This window comes from Salmonella enterica subsp. arizonae (genome assembly GCF_008692845.1).
GTDB classification, from domain to species: domain Bacteria; phylum Pseudomonadota; class Gammaproteobacteria; order Enterobacterales; family Enterobacteriaceae; genus Salmonella; species Salmonella arizonae.
In genome coordinates this window covers 333,216-349,336 of the sequence record NZ_VXJW01000006.1, presented here as the reverse complement: position 1 = coordinate 349,336, position 16,121 = coordinate 333,216, and the positions used below count along the sequence as shown (strand labels likewise).

General features: G+C 53.9%; 19 protein-coding genes. 3 read left to right on the top strand and 16 right to left on the bottom strand.

All coding sequences use genetic code 11. From position 1 onward, the window contains the following. The 9 genes from F4V61_RS14075 to fkpA form a co-directional block, all read right to left on the bottom strand. On the bottom strand, window positions 1-496 hold a 496-nt coding region (locus F4V61_RS14075; protein WP_000031734.1), incomplete at its 3' end, for a GTP-binding protein. A 71-nt stretch (window positions 497-567) separates the two neighbouring features. Next, on the bottom strand, window positions 568-2,682 hold the full coding sequence (gene fusA, locus F4V61_RS14070) for an elongation factor G (protein WP_000124693.1): 2,115 nt from the start codon (window positions 2,680-2,682) through the stop codon (window positions 568-570). Window positions 2,683-2,778: 96 nt separating this feature from the next. After that, window positions 2,779-3,249, bottom strand: coding sequence for a 30S ribosomal protein S7 (gene rpsG, locus F4V61_RS14065; protein ID WP_035894363.1), 471 nt, complete (start codon window positions 3,247-3,249; stop codon window positions 2,779-2,781). A 95-nt stretch (window positions 3,250-3,344) separates the two neighbouring features. After that, window positions 3,345-3,719 (bottom strand): 30S ribosomal protein S12, encoded by a 375-nt coding sequence (gene rpsL / locus F4V61_RS14060; protein WP_000246815.1) that lies wholly within the window; start codon window positions 3,717-3,719, stop codon window positions 3,345-3,347. A 125-nt stretch (window positions 3,720-3,844) separates the two neighbouring features. Then, window positions 3,845-4,132 (bottom strand): sulfurtransferase complex subunit TusB, encoded by a 288-nt coding sequence (gene tusB / locus F4V61_RS14055; RefSeq protein ID WP_000903398.1) that lies wholly within the window; start codon window positions 4,130-4,132, stop codon window positions 3,845-3,847. Window positions 4,133-4,139: 7 nt separating this feature from the next. Further along, window positions 4,140-4,496, bottom strand: a complete 357-nt coding sequence (gene tusC / locus F4V61_RS14050; RefSeq protein ID WP_000820709.1) for a sulfurtransferase complex subunit TusC — start codon at window positions 4,494-4,496, stop codon at window positions 4,140-4,142. Then, complete coding sequence (gene tusD / locus F4V61_RS14045) at window positions 4,496-4,882, bottom strand: sulfurtransferase complex subunit TusD (RefSeq protein WP_001268007.1); 387 nt, start codon at window positions 4,880-4,882, stop codon at window positions 4,496-4,498. Before tusD ends, tusC begins: the two co-directional genes overlap by 1 nt. Next, window positions 4,882-5,604: a helix-turn-helix transcriptional regulator gene (locus tag F4V61_RS14040; protein WP_000091463.1), complete on the bottom strand. Its 723-nt coding sequence runs from the start codon at window positions 5,602-5,604 to the stop codon at window positions 4,882-4,884. Before F4V61_RS14040 ends, tusD begins: the two co-directional genes overlap by 1 nt. 276 nt (window positions 5,605-5,880) lie before the next feature. After that, window positions 5,881-6,699 carry an FKBP-type peptidyl-prolyl cis-trans isomerase gene (gene fkpA, locus F4V61_RS14035; RefSeq protein ID WP_038397503.1) on the bottom strand — a complete coding sequence of 273 codons (819 nt, stop codon included), beginning with the start codon at window positions 6,697-6,699 and terminating at the stop codon, window positions 5,881-5,883. A 219-nt stretch (window positions 6,700-6,918) separates the two neighbouring features. On the opposite strand from fkpA, the gene F4V61_RS14030 reads away from it, so the two are divergent. Continuing rightward, entirely contained in the window at window positions 6,919-7,137 is a 219-nt protein-coding gene (locus F4V61_RS14030; protein WP_001152701.1) for a protein SlyX, read from the top strand. An 85-nt stretch (window positions 7,138-7,222) separates the two neighbouring features. Here F4V61_RS14030 and slyD read toward each other — a convergent pair whose 3' ends face one another. The 4 genes from slyD to kefG form a co-directional block, all read right to left on the bottom strand. Next, entirely contained in the window at window positions 7,223-7,819 is a 597-nt protein-coding gene (gene slyD, locus F4V61_RS14025; RefSeq protein ID WP_000861342.1) for a peptidylprolyl isomerase, read from the bottom strand. Window positions 7,820-7,913: 94 nt separating this feature from the next. Further along, a complete protein-coding gene (locus F4V61_RS14020) occupies window positions 7,914-8,114 on the bottom strand; it encodes a YheV family putative zinc ribbon protein (RefSeq protein WP_001007735.1) in 201 nt (66 codons plus the stop codon). Between the two features lie 9 nt (window positions 8,115-8,123). Continuing rightward, window positions 8,124-9,929, bottom strand: a complete 1,806-nt coding sequence (gene kefB / locus F4V61_RS14015; RefSeq protein ID WP_000398121.1) for a glutathione-regulated potassium-efflux system protein KefB — start codon at window positions 9,927-9,929, stop codon at window positions 8,124-8,126. Continuing rightward, window positions 9,929-10,480 carry a glutathione-regulated potassium-efflux system ancillary protein KefG gene (gene kefG, locus F4V61_RS14010; RefSeq protein WP_000081822.1) on the bottom strand — a complete coding sequence of 184 codons (552 nt, stop codon included), beginning with the start codon at window positions 10,478-10,480 and terminating at the stop codon, window positions 9,929-9,931. The genes kefB and kefG overlap by 1 nt, the downstream gene beginning before the upstream one ends. A 133-nt stretch (window positions 10,481-10,613) precedes the next feature. Here kefG and F4V61_RS14005 point away from each other — a divergent pair, with 133 nt between their 5' ends. Continuing rightward, the gene (locus F4V61_RS14005; RefSeq protein WP_080160976.1) at window positions 10,614-12,518 is read left to right on the top strand and encodes an ABC transporter ATP-binding protein; all 1,905 of its coding nucleotides are present in this window, start codon (window positions 10,614-10,616) and stop codon (window positions 12,516-12,518) included. A 17-nt stretch (window positions 12,519-12,535) separates the two neighbouring features. After that, window positions 12,536-13,468 (top strand): LysR substrate-binding domain-containing protein, encoded by a 933-nt coding sequence (locus F4V61_RS14000; RefSeq protein ID WP_000117013.1) that lies wholly within the window; start codon window positions 12,536-12,538, stop codon window positions 13,466-13,468. 79 nt (window positions 13,469-13,547) lie between these two features. On the opposite strand, the gene mdcH is transcribed toward F4V61_RS14000, so the two are convergent. Genes mdcH through F4V61_RS13985 form a run of 3 tightly spaced genes read right to left on the bottom strand, consistent with a single transcriptional unit; the run spans window position 13,548 to window position 16,025 of the window. Beyond that, window positions 13,548-14,444, bottom strand: a complete 897-nt coding sequence (gene mdcH / locus F4V61_RS13995; protein WP_000697269.1) for a malonate decarboxylase subunit epsilon — start codon at window positions 14,442-14,444, stop codon at window positions 13,548-13,550. Next, window positions 14,445-15,062: a malonate decarboxylase holo-ACP synthase gene (locus F4V61_RS13990; protein WP_001098397.1), complete on the bottom strand. Its 618-nt coding sequence runs from the start codon at window positions 15,060-15,062 to the stop codon at window positions 14,445-14,447. Between the two features lie 3 nt (window positions 15,063-15,065). Next, a complete protein-coding gene (locus F4V61_RS13985; RefSeq protein WP_000222845.1) occupies window positions 15,066-16,025 on the bottom strand; it encodes an AEC family transporter in 960 nt (319 codons plus the stop codon). Window positions 16,026-16,121 lie beyond the last annotated feature (96 nt).

The following is a 16,121-nucleotide window of genomic DNA, read 5'->3' as shown; positions in this document are numbered from 1 at the left end:
CGCCCGGGAAGTCGTACTGAGACAGAAGTTCACGAACTTCCATTTCAACCAGTTCCAGCAGCTCTTCGTCATCAACCATGTCGCATTTGTTCAGGAACACGATGATGTACGGAACGCCTACCTGACGACCCAGCAGGATGTGCTCACGGGTCTGCGGCATCGGGCCGTCAGTCGCAGCAACAACCAGGATCGCGCCGTCCATCTGAGCAGCACCGGTGATCATGTTTTTAACATAGTCGGCGTGCCCCGGGCAGTCTACGTGTGCGTAGTGGCGAGTCGGGGTATCGTATTCAACGTGAGAAGTGTTGATGGTGATACCACGCGCTTTTTCTTCCGGCGCGTTATCGATCTGGTCGAAAGCACGAGCAGCACCGCCGTAGGTTTTAGCCAGTACGGTGGTGATTGCAGCGGTCAGGGTAGTTTTACCGTGGTCAACGTGACCGATGGTGCCGACGTTAACGTGCGGTTTTGTACGTTCAAATTTTTCTTTAGACACGGCTATATTCCTTACTATAGCGCTCTCCCCTTCAGGAGAGAGCACGGGATTTTGGTTTTTAACCCTGCGGCTTATTTACCACGGGCTTCGATTACGGCCTGAGCAACGTTGTTCGGCGCATCATCATACTTCAGGAATTCCATAGTGTACGATGCGCGACCTTTGGTCAGAGAACGCAGCTGAGTTGCATATCCGAACATTTCAGACAGCGGTACTTCAGCGTGGATCTTAACGCCTGTAACTTCAGATTCCTGACCTTTGAGCATACCACGACGGCGGCTAAGGTCGCCGATAACGTCACCGGTATTCTCTTCAGGTGTTTCTACTTCAACCTTCATGATCGGCTCAAGCAGAACTGGTTTTGCTTTCTTAAAGCCTTCTTTAAAGGCGATAGACGCAGCCAGTTTAAACGCCAGCTCAGAGGAGTCAACGTCATGGTAAGAACCGAAGTGCAGACGCACGCCGAGATCAACTACCGGATAACCCGCCAGCGGGCCAGACTTCAGCTGCTCCTGGATGCCTTTATCAACGGCCGGGATGTATTCGCCAGGAATTACACCACCTTTGATGTCGTTGATGAACTCGTAACCTTTCGGGTTAGAGCCCGGCTCCAGCGGGTACATGTCGATAACAACATGACCATACTGACCGCGACCACCGGACTGTTTCGCGTGTTTACCTTCGATATCGGTAACTTTCGCGCGAATCGCTTCGCGGTAAGCAACCTGAGGTTTACCCACGTTAGCTTCAACGTTGAATTCACGCTTCATACGGTCAACGATGATATCCAGGTGAAGTTCACCCATACCAGCGATGATGGTCTGGTTAGATTCTTCGTCAGTCCATACGCGGAATGACGGGTCTTCTTTCGCCAGACGGCCCAGAGCCAGACCCATTTTTTCCTGGTCAGCTTTGGTTTTCGGTTCTACCGCGATGGAGATTACCGGCTCAGGGAATTCCATACGTTCCAGAATGATCGGGTTTTCCGGATCACACAGGGTGTCACCGGTAGTCACGTCTTTCAGGCCGATAGCAGCCGCGATGTCGCCCGCGCGAACTTCTTTGATCTCTTCACGTTTGTTGGCGTGCATCTGAACGATACGACCGAAACGCTCACGTGCGGTTTTCACGGAGTTCAGTACGGTATCACCAGAGTTAACCACACCGGAGTACACACGGAAGAAGGTCAGGTTACCCACAAACGGGTCGGTAGCGATTTTGAACGCCAGCGCAGAGAACGGCTCGTCGTCGCTTGCGTGACGCTCAGCCGGAGTATCTTTACCGTCGTCCAGAATACCGTTGATCGCAGGTACGTCTACCGGGGATGGCAGGTAATCAATTACCGCATCCAGCATCGCCTGAACACCTTTGTTCTTGAATGCAGAACCACAGGTTACCAGGATGATTTCGTTGTTCAGAACGCGCTGACGCAGAGCTTGTTTGATCTCTTCTTCAGTCAGTTCTTCACCACCCAGGTATTTTTCCATCAGCTCTTCAGAAGCTTCTGCGGCGGACTCGATCAGGTTCTGGTGCCATTCGTTAGCCAGGTCCTGCATGTCAGCCGGGATATCTTCGTATTCGAAGGTAACGCCCTGGTCGGCATCGTTCCAGTTGATGGCTTTCATTTTCACCAGGTCAACAACGCCGGTGAAACCTTCTTCAGCACCAATTGCCAGCTGCAGCGGAACCGGGTTCGCGCCCAGACGGGTTTTGATCTGACCAACAACTTTCAGGAAGTTCGCGCCCATGCGGTCCATTTTGTTAACGAACGCAATACGCGGAACTTTGTATTTGTTTGCCTGACGCCATACGGTTTCAGACTGCGGCTGAACACCACCAACTGCGCAGTAAACCATTACCGCACCATCGAGAACACGCATGGAACGTTCTACTTCGATAGTGAAGTCAACGTGCCCCGGGGTGTCGATGATGTTGATGCGATGCGGTTCATACTGCTTAGCCATACCAGACCAGAATGCAGTAGTCGCTGCGGAGGTGATAGTAATACCACGCTCCTGCTCCTGCTCCATCCAGTCCATGGTGGCTGCGCCGTCATGAACTTCACCGATTTTGTGGTTTACACCGGTGTAGAACAGAATACGTTCGGTAGTAGTGGTTTTACCGGCGTCGATGTGCGCACTGATACCGATGTTACGGTAGCGTGCGATGGGTGTTGTACGAGCCATTTGATTCCTCGTTGATATCTTTAGGCGTTCAGTTAAGTTATCCAAAACGGGCGACTTATCTGAAGCGCCCGTCTGGTGACTATGACTCCGAAGGGATTACCAACGGTAGTGTGCGAACGCCTTGTTGGCTTCTGCCATACGGTGAACGTCTTCCCGTTTCTTCACTGCAGTACCTTTGTTGTCTGCAGCATCAGAAAGTTCGTTCGCCAGGCGCAGAGCCATGGATTTATCACCGCGTTTACGAGCAGCTTCAACGATCCAACGCATTGCCAGAGCATTACGACGAACCGGACGGACTTCAACTGGTACCTGATAAGTAGAACCACCTACACGGCGGGATTTCACTTCTACAGTCGGGCGAACGTTTTCGAGAGCGACTTCGAAAGCTTCCAGTTCATTTTTACCAGAACGCTGAGCCAGGGTCTCCAGCGCGCTGTATACGATTGATTCTGCAGTAGATTTTTTACCATCTACCATCAGGATATTGACAAATTTAGCCAGCAGTTCTGATCCGAACTTCGGATCCGGCAGAATTTTACGCTGACCAATGACGCGACGACGTGGCATGGAAATACTCCGTTGTTAATTCAGGATTGTCCAAAACTCTACGAGTTTAGTTTGACATTAATTTAAAACGTTTGGCCTTACTTAACGGAGAACCATTAAGCCTTAGGACGCTTCACGCCGTATTTAGAACGAGCTTGCTTACGGTCTTTAACGCCGGAGCAGTCAAGCGCGCCACGAACGGTGTGGTAACGAACACCCGGGAGGTCTTTAACACGACCGCCACGGATCAGGATCACGGAGTGCTCCTGCAGGTTGTGACCTTCACCACCGATGTAGGAAGTCACTTCAAAACCGTTAGTCAGACGAACACGGCAAACTTTACGCAGTGCGGAGTTCGGTTTTTTAGGGGTGGTAGTATATACACGAGTACATACGCCACGTTTTTGCGGGCATGCTTCCAGCGCAGGCACGTTGCTTTTCGCAACTTTGCGAGCACGTGGTTTGCGTACCAGCTGGTTAACTGTTGCCATTAAATAGCTCCTGGTTTTAGCTTTTGCTTCGTAAACACGTAATAAAACGCCCTCACACAATATGAGGACGCCGAATTTTAGGGCGGTGTCGAAAAGGTGTCAAGAAATATACAACGATCCCGCCATCACCAGGCCATCTGGTTGGCATACTTAACCGTGAGTCTGACGAACTCAGTATAGTCAACCCTGACGACACTGTCTGAAATTTGACCACCCAGGCCGCGGGCGTCAATGTCTTCTTTCAAGGCATAGACCGTTATGGGGGCGTCGCGCAGACTTTCAAGGAAGCGGTTACCTTCAATCGCGACGGTAACGCCATCCTGGAGCAACAAAAGCGCATCGCCCTCTTTTAGCAGGCGCAGCAAAGCGGGAAAATCAACGCCCGAAGCGCAATGAGGTAAGGTATGCAGCATAAACGCCTCAGAATCTCAGGATGACATCATAGTTGCCAAGCTCGCGGCGTAACGCTACGGGTTCAAGCGGCGTGGCGTCTACCACAAAATTGACGTTTTTCAGACCACGCTCGCGCAGCGACGCCGCGCAGATCCAGCATTGATCAATATCGTACAAATCAAAGAGCTTGAAAGTAGCAATATAGTCACGCGCCAGCACAGCGTCTGGTTTTTGTCCTGGTAATAACTGAAAGACGCCGTCGCTAATAAAAAAGACGCCCAGCGCTTCCGTTAGCGCTGACGTCGCCAGCAGCGCATCCAGCCCTTCACGGCCTGAGGCGCTACCGTGCGGCGCGGTGGAAAAGACAAATGCAATACGTTTCATTAAAACTGCACCACCCGATCGCAGGTGAGGGAGGCCTCCGCCAGCGCGCCCAGCCCACTTAGCGTAAAGCCCGGCTGAAGATTGGCGGACGGCAGTCCCAGTCTGTCGGCTTCAGTGTCATCAATAATACCGCGACGAAGCGCCGCCGCCACACAGATGTTCAGCGCCACGCCATGTTGCGTATTCAATTTCTGCCAGGCGCGCACCAGATCATATTCATCGCCAGCCGGCGAGGTCAGGAGATTGGCATTATAAACGCCTTCCCGATAGAAAAAGACGCTGATTAACTCATGCCCTTCATTGAGCAGCGCATGGGCGAACTGCAATGCGCTGCTGGCCTGCTGGGCACCATATGCCGGCCCGGTGACCATAATGGCATAACGCATTATTTATCCTGCCCCTGAAGATCGCCGCTTTTAAACTGACGAATATAGAGGTAAACCGTATGTTTTGAGATATTGAGACGATCGGCCACTTGGTTGATGGCGTCTTTAATATCGAAAATGCCTTTTTCGTATAGATTAAGAACAATCTGGCGATTTTTCGCATTGTTAGAGACATTACGATCGGCATTGACCTCTTCAATAGTGAACTCCAGCGTCTGGGTGACTAAGTCTTCTACCGAGGAGGCAAAATTGACCGCTGAGCCGACTTCCGGCGTTTCCGGCGGAATAAAGGTATTCATGATCTGTGAAAATGGCACATCAAGGTTCATGTTGATGCACAGTAGACCAATGACGCGATGCTCGCGGTTGCGAATGGCAATCGTCAACGACTTCATCAAGACACCGCTTTTCGCGCGCGTGAAATAGCATTTCGACACGCTACTGTCCGCCCCCGTCATGTCGTGCAACATGCGCAACGCAAGGTCGGTAATCGGCGAGCCAATTTTACGGCCCGTATGTTCGCCATTTGCAATACGAATGGCTGAACATTTTAAATCCTGCAAAGAGTGCAATACGATTTCACAATGGGAACCTATAAGCATCGCTAACCCGTCCACTACCGCTTCGTAGGATTTCAGAATATCGAAGTCGGTTTGATCGAAGGGACGCTGATCCAGCAAATCAAGTTCACTGGTTTCGTTGGTTAAAAGCGACCTGGACATGAAAAAAAACACTCCTTTTCAGGAGCCTGTCGTTATGTTTTCAGGGCAGGCTCATTATTTACGCGGATGATTAAATTAATACAGTGAGGGTTCCTCTTTCCAGTACTAATTTACTCGTCTATTTCAGGCTGTATATGCGTTGGCGGTAACTCAGCCGACGGTATCGCCCTTAACGACCAGCGCAAACGCCGTTACCCGCAAATCAAATTATGGTGAGTAATATATCCGGCCTGCATAAAAAAAACCGCCGCTATAACAAGCGGCGGCTCTCAGTTTTTATTTTTTAGCAGCATCTGCGGCTTTAGCGTCAGCCGCATCGGCAGGTTTAGCATCCGCTTTCGGCGCTGGTTTGATATCCAGCAGCTCTACGTCGAACACCAGGGTGGAGTTCGCCGGGATACCCGGAACGCCCGTTTTGCCGTAGGCCAGCGCCGGTGGGATAACCAGCTTAATCTTGCCGCCTTTCTTAATATTTTTCAGGCCTTCAGTCCAGCCAGGGATAACGCCGTCCAGACGGAAGGAGAGCGGTTCGCCGCGCGTGTAAGAGTTATCAAACTCTTTACCGTCAATCAGCGTGCCTTTGTAATTCACTACGACGGTATCGCTATCTTTCGGTGCCTCGCCAGTACCTTCTTTTTCTACTTTGTAGAGCAGACCGGTTTTAGAGGTCTTCACGCCTTTTTCTTTAGCAAATGCGTCACGGAAGGCTTTACCTTTTGCTTCGTTATCGGCAGCGTCTTTTTCCATCTTCGCCTGAGCAGCGCTCTTCACGCGCGCCTCAAACGTTTGCAACGTCTGCTCGATTTCCTGATCGGACAGTTTGCTCTTGTCTGCAAATGCATCCTGAACACCGGCGATCAGCTGGTCTTTATCCAGTTTGATGCCCAACTTTTCCTGCTCTTTAAGCGAATTTTCCATGTAACGACCCAGCGAGGCGCCCAGCGCATAAGCCGCTTTTTGATCGTCGTTTTTAAAGGCTGCTTTGCTATCAGCGGTAGCTGCCGGTTTCGCCGCATCAGCAGCAAAAGTGATCGGAGCGTGCATAGCAACGGCCATCGTAGTTGCCAGCAGCGTGGCTTTAAACAGTGATTTCATCCATATCTCCAGGGCCGGGGCATCTCGCCCCATGTTAACTTACGTAAGAAGCGTACTATAAATCGTTGCAGAACAAATCAACATACGAACACGCCCTATTATCACTTCTTTTCAGACTCTTTTTGTTTAAATTAGTTTCGTAGGGCGCGTAATCGTTGCTGTGAAAGCCGGTAAAGTTAAGTAGAATCCGCCGACGGAGACAACATAAAGAGGTACATCATGCAGGATATCACGATGGAAGCTCGTCTGGCTGAACTGGAAAGCCGTCTGGCGTTCCAGGAGATTACCATAGAAGAACTAAACCTGACGGTAACCGCACATGAAATGGAGATGGCGAAGCTACGCGATCATCTGCGTTTGCTCACGGAAAAGTTAAAAGCCAGCCAGCCGTCAAACATCGCCTCTCAGGCGGAAGAAACGCCGCCGCCGCATTATTGAGACGTAAAAAAAGCGGGTTTTGCCCGCTTTTTTGTGCCGGATGGCGCTAACGCTTATCCGGCCTACCCTTGAAAGACGCCGGGTATTAGTGGCAGCCGCAACCACCGTGGCCTTTACCGCCACCGCCGCAGCAGCCTTCGCCGCCGTGCTCGTGACCATGGTTATGACCGTGACCGCCGCAGCAACCGTCTTCACCGTGATCGTGGTGATGATCGTGCGCGCCGTGAACATGGCCGTGGGCCAGTTCTTCTTCAGTCGCTTCACGAATCGCAACAACTTCTACGTTAAATTTCAGATTCTGACCAGCCAGCATGTGGTTACCATCAACCACAACATGATCGTCTTCCACTTCGGTAATTTCTACCGGTACCGGACCCTGGTCGGTTTCCGCCAGGAAACGCATACCTACCTGCAGTTCATCAACGCCCATAAAGACGTCTTTAGGCACGCGCTGCACCAGATTTTCATCATATTGACCGTAAGCGTCGTTTGCGCCAACAGCAACATCAAATTTGTCGCCAACCTCATGGCCTTCCAGCGCGGTTTCCAGGCCAGAAATCAGGGAGCCGTGGCCGTGCAGGTAATCCAGCGGCGCACTCACCGGAGACTCATCAACCAACACACCGTCTTCTGTACGTACCTGATAGGCCAAGCTGACCACCAGGTCTTTTGCTACTTTCATGATATCTCCTGAGCATGGGAAGAATAGTGGCGCAGATTGTAGCGGAATTCTGCAGCCGTGTACCCTTTAGCTTAAAAAAACCTGCGGCATATCGCTAGTCCGGATGAAAAATCCCTATCACTTGCTCTTCTTTGCGAACATGCTCGCGAACGTCTTTATCCGCTTCCCGCATTTGATGCCCGCACTTAACGCATTCAACAATGTCGACATTATTTTCACGCCACATCGCCATTGTATCCTGCGCCTGACAGGCTGGACATTTCGCGCCTGCAATAAAACGTTTACGGATTGCCATCGTTAACCTCTACTCAAATTCATCCCAGCCATCTAACTGGCGCCGCTCCTGTTGCATTTCGCGCTGAAAAATCTCCTCCAGCTCACGTCGGGCTTCTCTGGCGCGCGAAATCTGTCCTGTGTCGGTATGCTCAGGGATCAGCTCCCGCAACATTCGCATATCCAGCCGACGAAAATGCAACTGCGCGCGCTGCGCCTGATGCGGATGCATACCTAACGACACCAGCGTCTTACGTCCCAGCTCCAGCGCGCTGGAAAACGTTTCACGGGAAAACTGCGTGACCCCAGCCTGTAATAACTCATGCGCCTCCACCCGTCCGCGCGCTCGCGCAAGGATATGCAGATGCGGAAAATGCTGCTGACACAATTCCACCAGCTTCATCGTATCTTCCGGTTCATTACAAGTGATGACAATCGACTCCGCCGCCTCCGCTCCCGCAGAACGCAGTAGCTCTACTTGTGTGGCGTCGCCGTAATACACTTTATAACCATATTTGCGCATCAGATTAACGGCGCCAATATCGCGCTCCAGCACGGTGATACGCACCTTATTCGCCATTAATAAGCGAGCAATCACCTGACCAAAACGACCAAAGCCGACGACAATCACCTGGGGTTTATCATCTTCGACCCACGGTTTTTCATCATGTTCTTCCGGACCGTTAAGGCGGCGCGATAGCCACTTATCAATCCCTTTCATCAGTAGTGGCGTGGTCATCATTGATAACGTGACAGCCACCAATAATAACGCCATTTGATCGCCCTGAAACAGACGCTGAGAAGAGGCAGTAGAAAAGAGCACAAAAGCGAACTCGCCCCCCTGACTCAGCACGCTGGCAAACTGCATCCGCTCAGAACTTCTTATTCCATATAGCCGCGCCAGGAGGTACAACGCCAGCATTTTTATGACGACCAGGATAACGACGCTCGCCGCCACCCACAATAAATGGGTATAAAGTACGCCAAGATTTAGCGACATACCGACGGAGATAAAGAACAACCCAAGCAGTAAACCTTTAAACGGATCGATAGCGTTTTCCAGTTCATGCCGGTATTCGCTCTCTGCCAGTAAAACACCGGCGATAAAGGTTCCCAGGGCCATCGACAGTCCCAGCGCGTCCATAAATAAGGCGGCGCCCAGCACCAGCAACAACGTCGCGGCGGTGAATACCTCCCGTACGCCGGACGCAGCAATAAAACGAAATACCGGGCGCAGCAGGTAACGACCGCCAATCAGCATTACCGCGAAGGCCAGTACTTTCATTCCCACTTTGAACCAGTCGAAATGCTCATCGGCAGATCCCGCCAATAACGGCACCAGCGCCAGCGCGGGGATCACCGCTAAATCCTGAAACAGTAAGACTGAAAATCCTAACTGCCCGGACTCGCTACGGTTCATTCCTTTCTCGCGCATCAGTTGTAGCGCCATCGCCGTCGAGGACATCGCCAGGCCAATCCCGCCAACTATCGCCGCCTGCCATAAGAAATCGGCGAGCATCAGCAATCCCGCCAGTACCGCCGCGCTTAGCAGCACCTGAGCGGCGCCGACGCCGAAGATAGAGCGCCGCAGTTGCCAAAGCCGGGAAGGATTGAGTTCAAGACCAATGATAAACATCAGAAACACGACGCCCAGTTCGGAAAAGTGCAGGATCTCGTCGACATCGCTGATAAATCCCAGCCCCCACGGGCCGATGGCGATTCCCGCCAGCAAATACCCTAACACCGCGCCGATACCTAGCCTGGCCGCCAGCGGCACCGCCACGACCGCTGCGAAGAGAAACAACGTCCCCGCCATCAATAAATCTGCACCTTCCATCAATAGCCTCCCGCGCTCACAGGATTTGCCAGCCACTCGCCATAAGCTTTCGCATGACTGGCCAGCGCCTGCGGCGACTGGCGGCGCGCCCAGTACACAATAATGGGAGTCATCCAGTGCATCCGGCACATAGCCGCAGTCAATTCAAAGGGGCGCAGTATATCGCTCATCGGATAACGGTTTAGCGCGTCATACCGGTAAGCGCTCTCCGGCTCGCCGGTCGTAATCACGCTACGCCAGTACTTTCCCACCAGTTGGTTTCCCTCTGGTCCGCTGGCGAACCCCCGACTCAACACGCGATCAAGCCATTCTTTAAGTAAAGCCGGACAGCTATAGATGTACAGGGGATGCTGAAAAACAATGACGTCGTGCTCACGTAAAAGGGCTTGTTCATAGGGCGTATCGATAAAAAAATCAGGATAGCGTGCATAAAGATCATGCACGGTTACGTTACTGTGCTGTATGGCCGGTTTAAGCAGTACCCGGTTAGCGACCGAGTCCTGAGATTCCGGATGGGCATACAACAGCAAGACTTTCGCTGGCTGAGACATCAATCCCCCTCCCGGTTTTGTACTTTGTGTATAGTCGTTGTTTTGAGCTACCATTGCACTCCAGCGCGGCGGAAAGCCCGAACATTACATCATCATAATGATAAATTAACATAGTCTGAACATACGGCGCCTTATGATTGTTTTCTCCTCGTTACAAATTCGTCGCGGCGTGCGCGTCCTACTGGACAATGCCTCGGCCACCATTAATCCCGGCCAAAAGGTCGGCCTGGTGGGTAAAAACGGCTGCGGTAAATCTACCCTGCTGGCATTGCTAAAAAATGAAATCAGCGCCGATGCCGGGAGTTTTGCTTTGCCCGGAACCTGGCAATTAGCGTGGGTGAATCAGGAAACGCCTGCATTACCTCAGCCAGCGATTGAGTATGTCATTGACGGCGACCGCGAATACCGTTATCTGGAAGCACAGCTTAACGACGCCAACGAACGTAACGACGGACATGCTATCGCCGCCATACACGGTAAGCTGGACACCATCGACGCATGGACCGTTCGCTCGCGCGCCGCCAGCCTGCTTCACGGCCTCGGCTTTTCTAACGATCAGTTGGAACGCCCGGTCAGCGATTTTTCCGGCGGCTGGCGGATGCGCCTTAACCTGGCCCAGGCGCTGATTTGCCGCTCCGATTTACTGCTGCTCGACGAACCGACCAACCACCTCGATCTGGATGCGGTGATCTGGCTGGAAAAATGGCTGAAGAACTATCCGGGCACCCTGATTCTGATCTCTCACGATCGTGACTTCCTCGACCCGATAGTGGATAAAATCATCCATATCGAACAGCAGACTTTGTACGAGTACACCGGCAACTACAGCGCGTTTGAAGTACAGCGCGCCACGCGCCTGGCGCAGCAGCAGGCGATGTATGAAAGTCAGCAGGAACGTGTAGCGCATCTGCAAAGTTATATCGACCGTTTCCGAGCCAAAGCGACCAAAGCGAAGCAGGCGCAAAGCCGTATTAAAATGTTGGAACGTATGGAGCTAATTGCCCCGGCTCACGTCGATAATCCATTCCATTTCAGCTTCCGCGCGCCGGAAAGCCTGCCAAACCCGCTGTTGAAGATGGAAAAAGTCAGCGCAGGTTATGGCGAGCGCATCATTCTGGAATCCATCAAGCTGAACCTGGTACCCGGCTCGCGTATTGGTCTGCTGGGACGTAACGGCGCCGGAAAATCAACGCTAATTAAACTGTTGGCGGGCGAACTGGAACCGCTGCACGGCGAAATCGGCCTCGCCAAAGGCATTAAGCTGGGCTACTTCGCCCAGCACCAACTGGAATATTTACGCGCCGATGAGTCGCCGTTGCAGCATATGGCGCGTCTGGCGCCGCAAGAACTGGAGCAGAAGCTGCGCGATTATCTTGGCGGCTTTGGTTTCCAGGGCGACAAAGTTACGGAAGAGACGCAACGTTTCTCCGGCGGCGAGAAAGCGCGTCTGGTGCTGGCGCTGATCGTATGGCAGCGTCCGAACCTGCTGCTGCTTGATGAACCGACCAACCACCTGGATCTCGACATGCGTCAGGCGTTGACCGAAGCGCTGATCGACTTCGACGGCGCGCTGGTTGTGGTCTCGCACGATCGCCACCTGATCCGCTCCACCACCGACGACCTCTATCTGGTACACGACAAAAAAGTCGAACCGTTCGACGGCGATCTGGAGGATTACCAGCAGTGGCTGAGCGACGTACAGAAGCAGGAAAACCAGAGCGATGAACCAGTAAAAGAGAATGCTAATAGCGCCCAGTCACGTAAAGATCAGAAGCGTCGTGAAGCCGAACTGCGTACCCTGACGCAGCCGCTGCGTAAAGAGATCGCCCGTCTGGAAAAAGAGATGGAGAAGCTCAACGCCCAGTTGGCGCAGGCGGAAGAGAAGCTCGGCGACAGCAGCCTGTACGACCCCAGCCGCAAAGCGGAAATGACCGAGTGTCTGCAATTGCAGGCCAGAGCCAAATCCGGGATGGAAGAGTGCGAGATGGCGTGGCTGGAAGCGCAGGAGCAGCTTGAGCAGATGATGCAAAACGACTAATCACAGAAGGCCGGACGATGAGCGTATCAGTTACCGACGACATTACCTTCCGCAAGCTGACCATCTTCATGACCTTTATGGAGAAGGGGAACATCGCCCGTACCGCCGAAGTGCTGGATATCAGCGGCGTCAGCGTACACCGGGCGTTGCACACGCTGGAAGAGAACGTTCGCTGTCCGCTCTTTGTCCATAAAGGGCGTAATCTGATTGCCCAGCCGGCGGCATGGACGCTGCTGGAATATTGCCAGGAAGTGATGCATGTGATGGCCCGTGGGCTGGAAGAGACGCGCAAAACGGCGGGCGTCGGCCAGGGGCGCCTGCGCGTCGGCACGCTCTACTCGCTGACGCTGGAAACGGTGCCGCACCTGATTATGGGGATGAAGCTACGCCGTCCGGATTTGGAGCTGGATTTAACCATGGGCTCTAACGAAGTCCTGCTGAAAATGCTGGAGGACGGTACGCTGGACGCGATTCTGATCTCAATTTCCGAAAGCGACATCGATCGCAATAGTCTGGAAGTGCTGCCGTTGTTTCACGATGATATTTATCTCGCGGCGCCTGCAACAGCTACCATCGATACCTCATCACCGGCTGACCTGCGCGATTATCGGGATCAAAAGTTTGTCTCGCTGGCGGAAGGGTTTGCCACCTATGCCGGGTTCCAGGAAGCCTTTCATGTCGCCGGATTTGAGCCGGAGATTGTCACCCGCGTGAACGATATTTTTTCGATGCTCAGTCTGGTGCAGGCGGGCGTAGGCTTTACACTGATGCCGGGGCGAATGAAGAAGATGTATGAGAATACCGTGCAGTTACTGAAACTTTCCGAGTCGTACCAGATGCAGCAGCTTATCGCCATTGTCTTTGCCCGCAACCGCGAGCGCGATCCAAGCCTGCTGGCGCTGGCCGCCGAAGGGCGGATGTACGCACGCAGCCTCCAGACCGTAGGGTAATTGCCGGATGTGACGCTTCGCGTCTTATAGGGCCTACAGCGGGCGGCCCGATAAGCGCAGCGCTATCGGGCAATCCCTGCTACGACCTAAGCCGTTTCGCCAGATGCACAGCCACATCTACCCCACTCCGTTCCAGCGAGATAGACTCCCCTTCCCACGCGGCCTGACGCGTTAAGCAGGTCAACACGCCGCCCGGCGGCATCTCAATCGCCAGCCGCGCCTCACGCTCGTTGGCGGAAATCACCGCCTCCTGCCAGCGCACCGTGCGCGCCATATTCATCGCCAGGTCATCAGCAATTTGTTCCGGCTGCCATAAAACGCGTCCTGTACTGCCGCTCAAATACGCGCAGCATGGGCGAGAGAGCGTCACATCGCTGAACGCCGCCACCAGCTTTTGCGCCGGTTCCGCCAGCAGTTCACAGTGCGACGGCACGCTGACCGCCAGACGATGCGCCTTGCTGGCCCCTTTTTCCAGCGCCCGTTTCGCCACGCTAGCCATTGCCTCGTCGGTACCAGCAATCACCATCTGCGTTTCGGCGTTCAGGTTGGCGATCCAGGTGCCGCTACCCTCGACCAGTGATTCCACCTGCGCCAGCGTCAGCCCCATAATCGCCGTCAGGCCGTAGCCGTGCGGGTAGGCCTGCTCCATCAAATCGCCGCGCAGCGCCACCAGCCGCAACGCATCGGCAAAATCCAGCGCCCCGGCCACTACCGCCGCCGGATAAGCGCCGATGGACAAACCGCTGACGATATCCGGCGACACGCCGCGACGCGCCAGCTCGCGCGCCCAGGCGACGCCAGCAATCAACAACGCCAGTTGCACCGCCCTGGTATGTTTCAACGCATCGGGAGAATCAAGCGTATCCGCTTCCGCGCCCAGCACCTCCCGCGCCTGCGCTAACTCTGTTCCCGGAAGGTTTTGCAGCATACCTGTGTGCTGCGTTCCCTGCCCCGGAAAGGTAAACAGAATTTTCATTTACTCCTCCCTACCCCACGGGTCGCTCACCAGCCGCGGCCCCTGCGAGGTTTTTAACAGTGCCTTGCCATCGCGCAGCCATTCGTTGAGGGCAAACGCGCCGTATGGCGTTTCCACCTGAGTATCCGCCCGGCACAGCCCGCCTGCTAACTGCTGATGCCACGTCTCAAGCTGTTCACGCGCCAGCGGCTGCGGCGCGCGGATCAACAAGTCCAGATCGCTTGCCGCGTGGATAACCGGGATCCCGGTCACCAGCGCGTAGCCGGTACTCCCGGTTATCCCCCACGTCCACGGCCACGTCTGCTGTGCCAGCAGTAAAGCCACCTGAAGCGGTGGCTGAGAGAGAAAGGGCGAGCACAATAACGTCTGCGCGTCGACCAGCGATTCCGGCGTACAAACTCGAGTGATGGCGTCCGGTTTGGCCCAGCCCGCCGCACGCTGGTCCCGCTTCATACCGCGCACGCCAACGGGCACACGCCCCTGCGCATCAACATCACGCCGCACCACCACCGGAAGGCCGCTATGCCAGACGTCATCCACCCAGGATTCGATGATGCCGTCCAGCGCATCTCGCGCGTTAAGCCAGATTAAGTCGTGCGGGCGTAATGTTGTGTTCATAATTTAGATTCCTGAAGTCAGCGAGATAAACAGCGGCAGCGACAGGATACACAGTACCGAGCTCAACAGCAGCACCGCTTCCGCATCCGGCGACTGCACGCCAAAGCGATTGCCGAACACCACGCCGAAAAAACCGGCAGACAGCGCAATCATCAGGATCGCGGTAATCGCCACGGAGCCATGCAGACCAAAAATCAGCACGATACCCCAAGCAATCGCCGGTTGAATCAGTAACTTAGTAATGGTCGAGGTAATCACCATAGTATTAATTTTCAGTTTACGAGCTGACAGGATCACCCCAGTCAGGAACAGCGCCGCCGCGGTCGCGGACAGACCCAGCGGTTTGATTGCCGCCAGGAAAAGTTCCGGCATTTTGATCCCGATAGCGGAGAGAATGACCCCCAGTAGCGGGCCCATAACAATCGGTTTTTTCAGCGAACGCCACATCAACACCGGCAGAATAGCCAGAGTAGAACCAGTGTTGTTGCCTTCTGCGCGCGCTTTTTCACGTTCCAGAATCAGCAGACAGAACGGCGTCATCAGTACCGAACCGCAGGCAATGGAAACCGCGACGGACAGCGAGGTCGTCGCGCCTTCCCCCAGTACGCTGCCGAGAATCGGCAGACCGAGCGCCGCGTAGTTAGGCAGCGCCACCGTCAGGGTCAGCACAGCGGCATCCTGCGGCGACTTTTTAAAGACGGTTGTCGCCAGGAAGTAAATAGCCACATAGGTAATCCACATCGCCAGCGTCAGTACCAGAATTAGCGGCGACTGGGCGAGAATCCCCGTCCAGGGCGTTTGTACCGTGGCGCTGAACAACGTCGCCGGTAACGCGAAATCCATGACGAAAATATTAAGCAGGGAAACATTCTTGTTATCAACCATTTTGGCCTTCCCGGCCCAGAATCCCAGCAGCATGATGATAAAAATCGGTGCAAGGGCATGAACAATCACGTAAGTCATAAATCACCTGTAATTTAAAAAGTTAGCACTGTCGCGATGGTTATTATTTTCAGATGTAGCGGCCCTCGCGGGCGCAACGAATGCGCCCACGGGCCG

Bases quoted from the DNA above. Each gene is read 5' to 3' on its own strand.
- F4V61_RS14000 (WP_000117013.1), top strand. From the start codon at position 12,536: ATGAGCGTATCAGTTACCGACGACATTACCTTCCGCAAGCTGACCATC.
- fkpA (WP_038397503.1), bottom strand. From the start codon at position 6,699: ATGAAATCACTGTTTAAAGCCACGCTGCTGGCAACTACGATGGCCGTT.
- F4V61_RS14030 (WP_001152701.1), top strand. From the start codon at position 6,919: ATGCAGGATATCACGATGGAAGCTCGTCTGGCTGAACTGGAAAGCCGT.
- kefB (WP_000398121.1), bottom strand. From the start codon at position 9,929: ATGGAAGGTGCAGATTTATTGATGGCGGGGACGTTGTTTCTCTTCGCA.
- mdcH (WP_000697269.1), bottom strand. From the start codon at position 14,444: ATGAAAATTCTGTTTACCTTTCCGGGGCAGGGAACGCAGCACACAGGT.
- rpsL (WP_000246815.1), bottom strand. From the start codon at position 3,719: ATGGCAACAGTTAACCAGCTGGTACGCAAACCACGTGCTCGCAAAGTT.
- F4V61_RS13990 (WP_001098397.1), bottom strand. From the start codon at position 15,062: ATGAACACAACATTACGCCCGCACGACTTAATCTGGCTTAACGCGCGA.
- tusD (WP_001268007.1), bottom strand. From the start codon at position 4,882: ATGCGTTATGCCATTATGGTCACCGGGCCGGCATATGGTGCCCAGCAG.
- F4V61_RS14040 (WP_000091463.1), bottom strand. From the start codon at position 5,604: ATGTCCAGGTCGCTTTTAACCAACGAAACCAGTGAACTTGATTTGCTG.
- fusA (WP_000124693.1), bottom strand. From the start codon at position 2,682: ATGGCTCGTACAACACCCATCGCACGCTACCGTAACATCGGTATCAGT.
- tusB (WP_000903398.1), bottom strand. From the start codon at position 4,132: ATGCTGCATACCTTACCTCATTGCGCTTCGGGCGTTGATTTTCCCGCT.
- tusC (WP_000820709.1), bottom strand. From the start codon at position 4,496: ATGAAACGTATTGCATTTGTCTTTTCCACCGCGCCGCACGGTAGCGCC.
- F4V61_RS14020 (WP_001007735.1), bottom strand. From the start codon at position 8,114: ATGGCAATCCGTAAACGTTTTATTGCAGGCGCGAAATGTCCAGCCTGT.
- kefG (WP_000081822.1), bottom strand. From the start codon at position 10,480: ATGTCTCAGCCAGCGAAAGTCTTGCTGTTGTATGCCCATCCGGAATCT.
- slyD (WP_000861342.1), bottom strand. From the start codon at position 7,819: ATGAAAGTAGCAAAAGACCTGGTGGTCAGCTTGGCCTATCAGGTACGT.
- F4V61_RS14005 (WP_080160976.1), top strand. From the start codon at position 10,614: ATGATTGTTTTCTCCTCGTTACAAATTCGTCGCGGCGTGCGCGTCCTA.
- rpsG (WP_035894363.1), bottom strand. From the start codon at position 3,249: ATGCCACGTCGTCGCGTCATTGGTCAGCGTAAAATTCTGCCGGATCCG.
- F4V61_RS13985 (WP_000222845.1), bottom strand. From the start codon at position 16,025: ATGACTTACGTGATTGTTCATGCCCTTGCACCGATTTTTATCATCATG.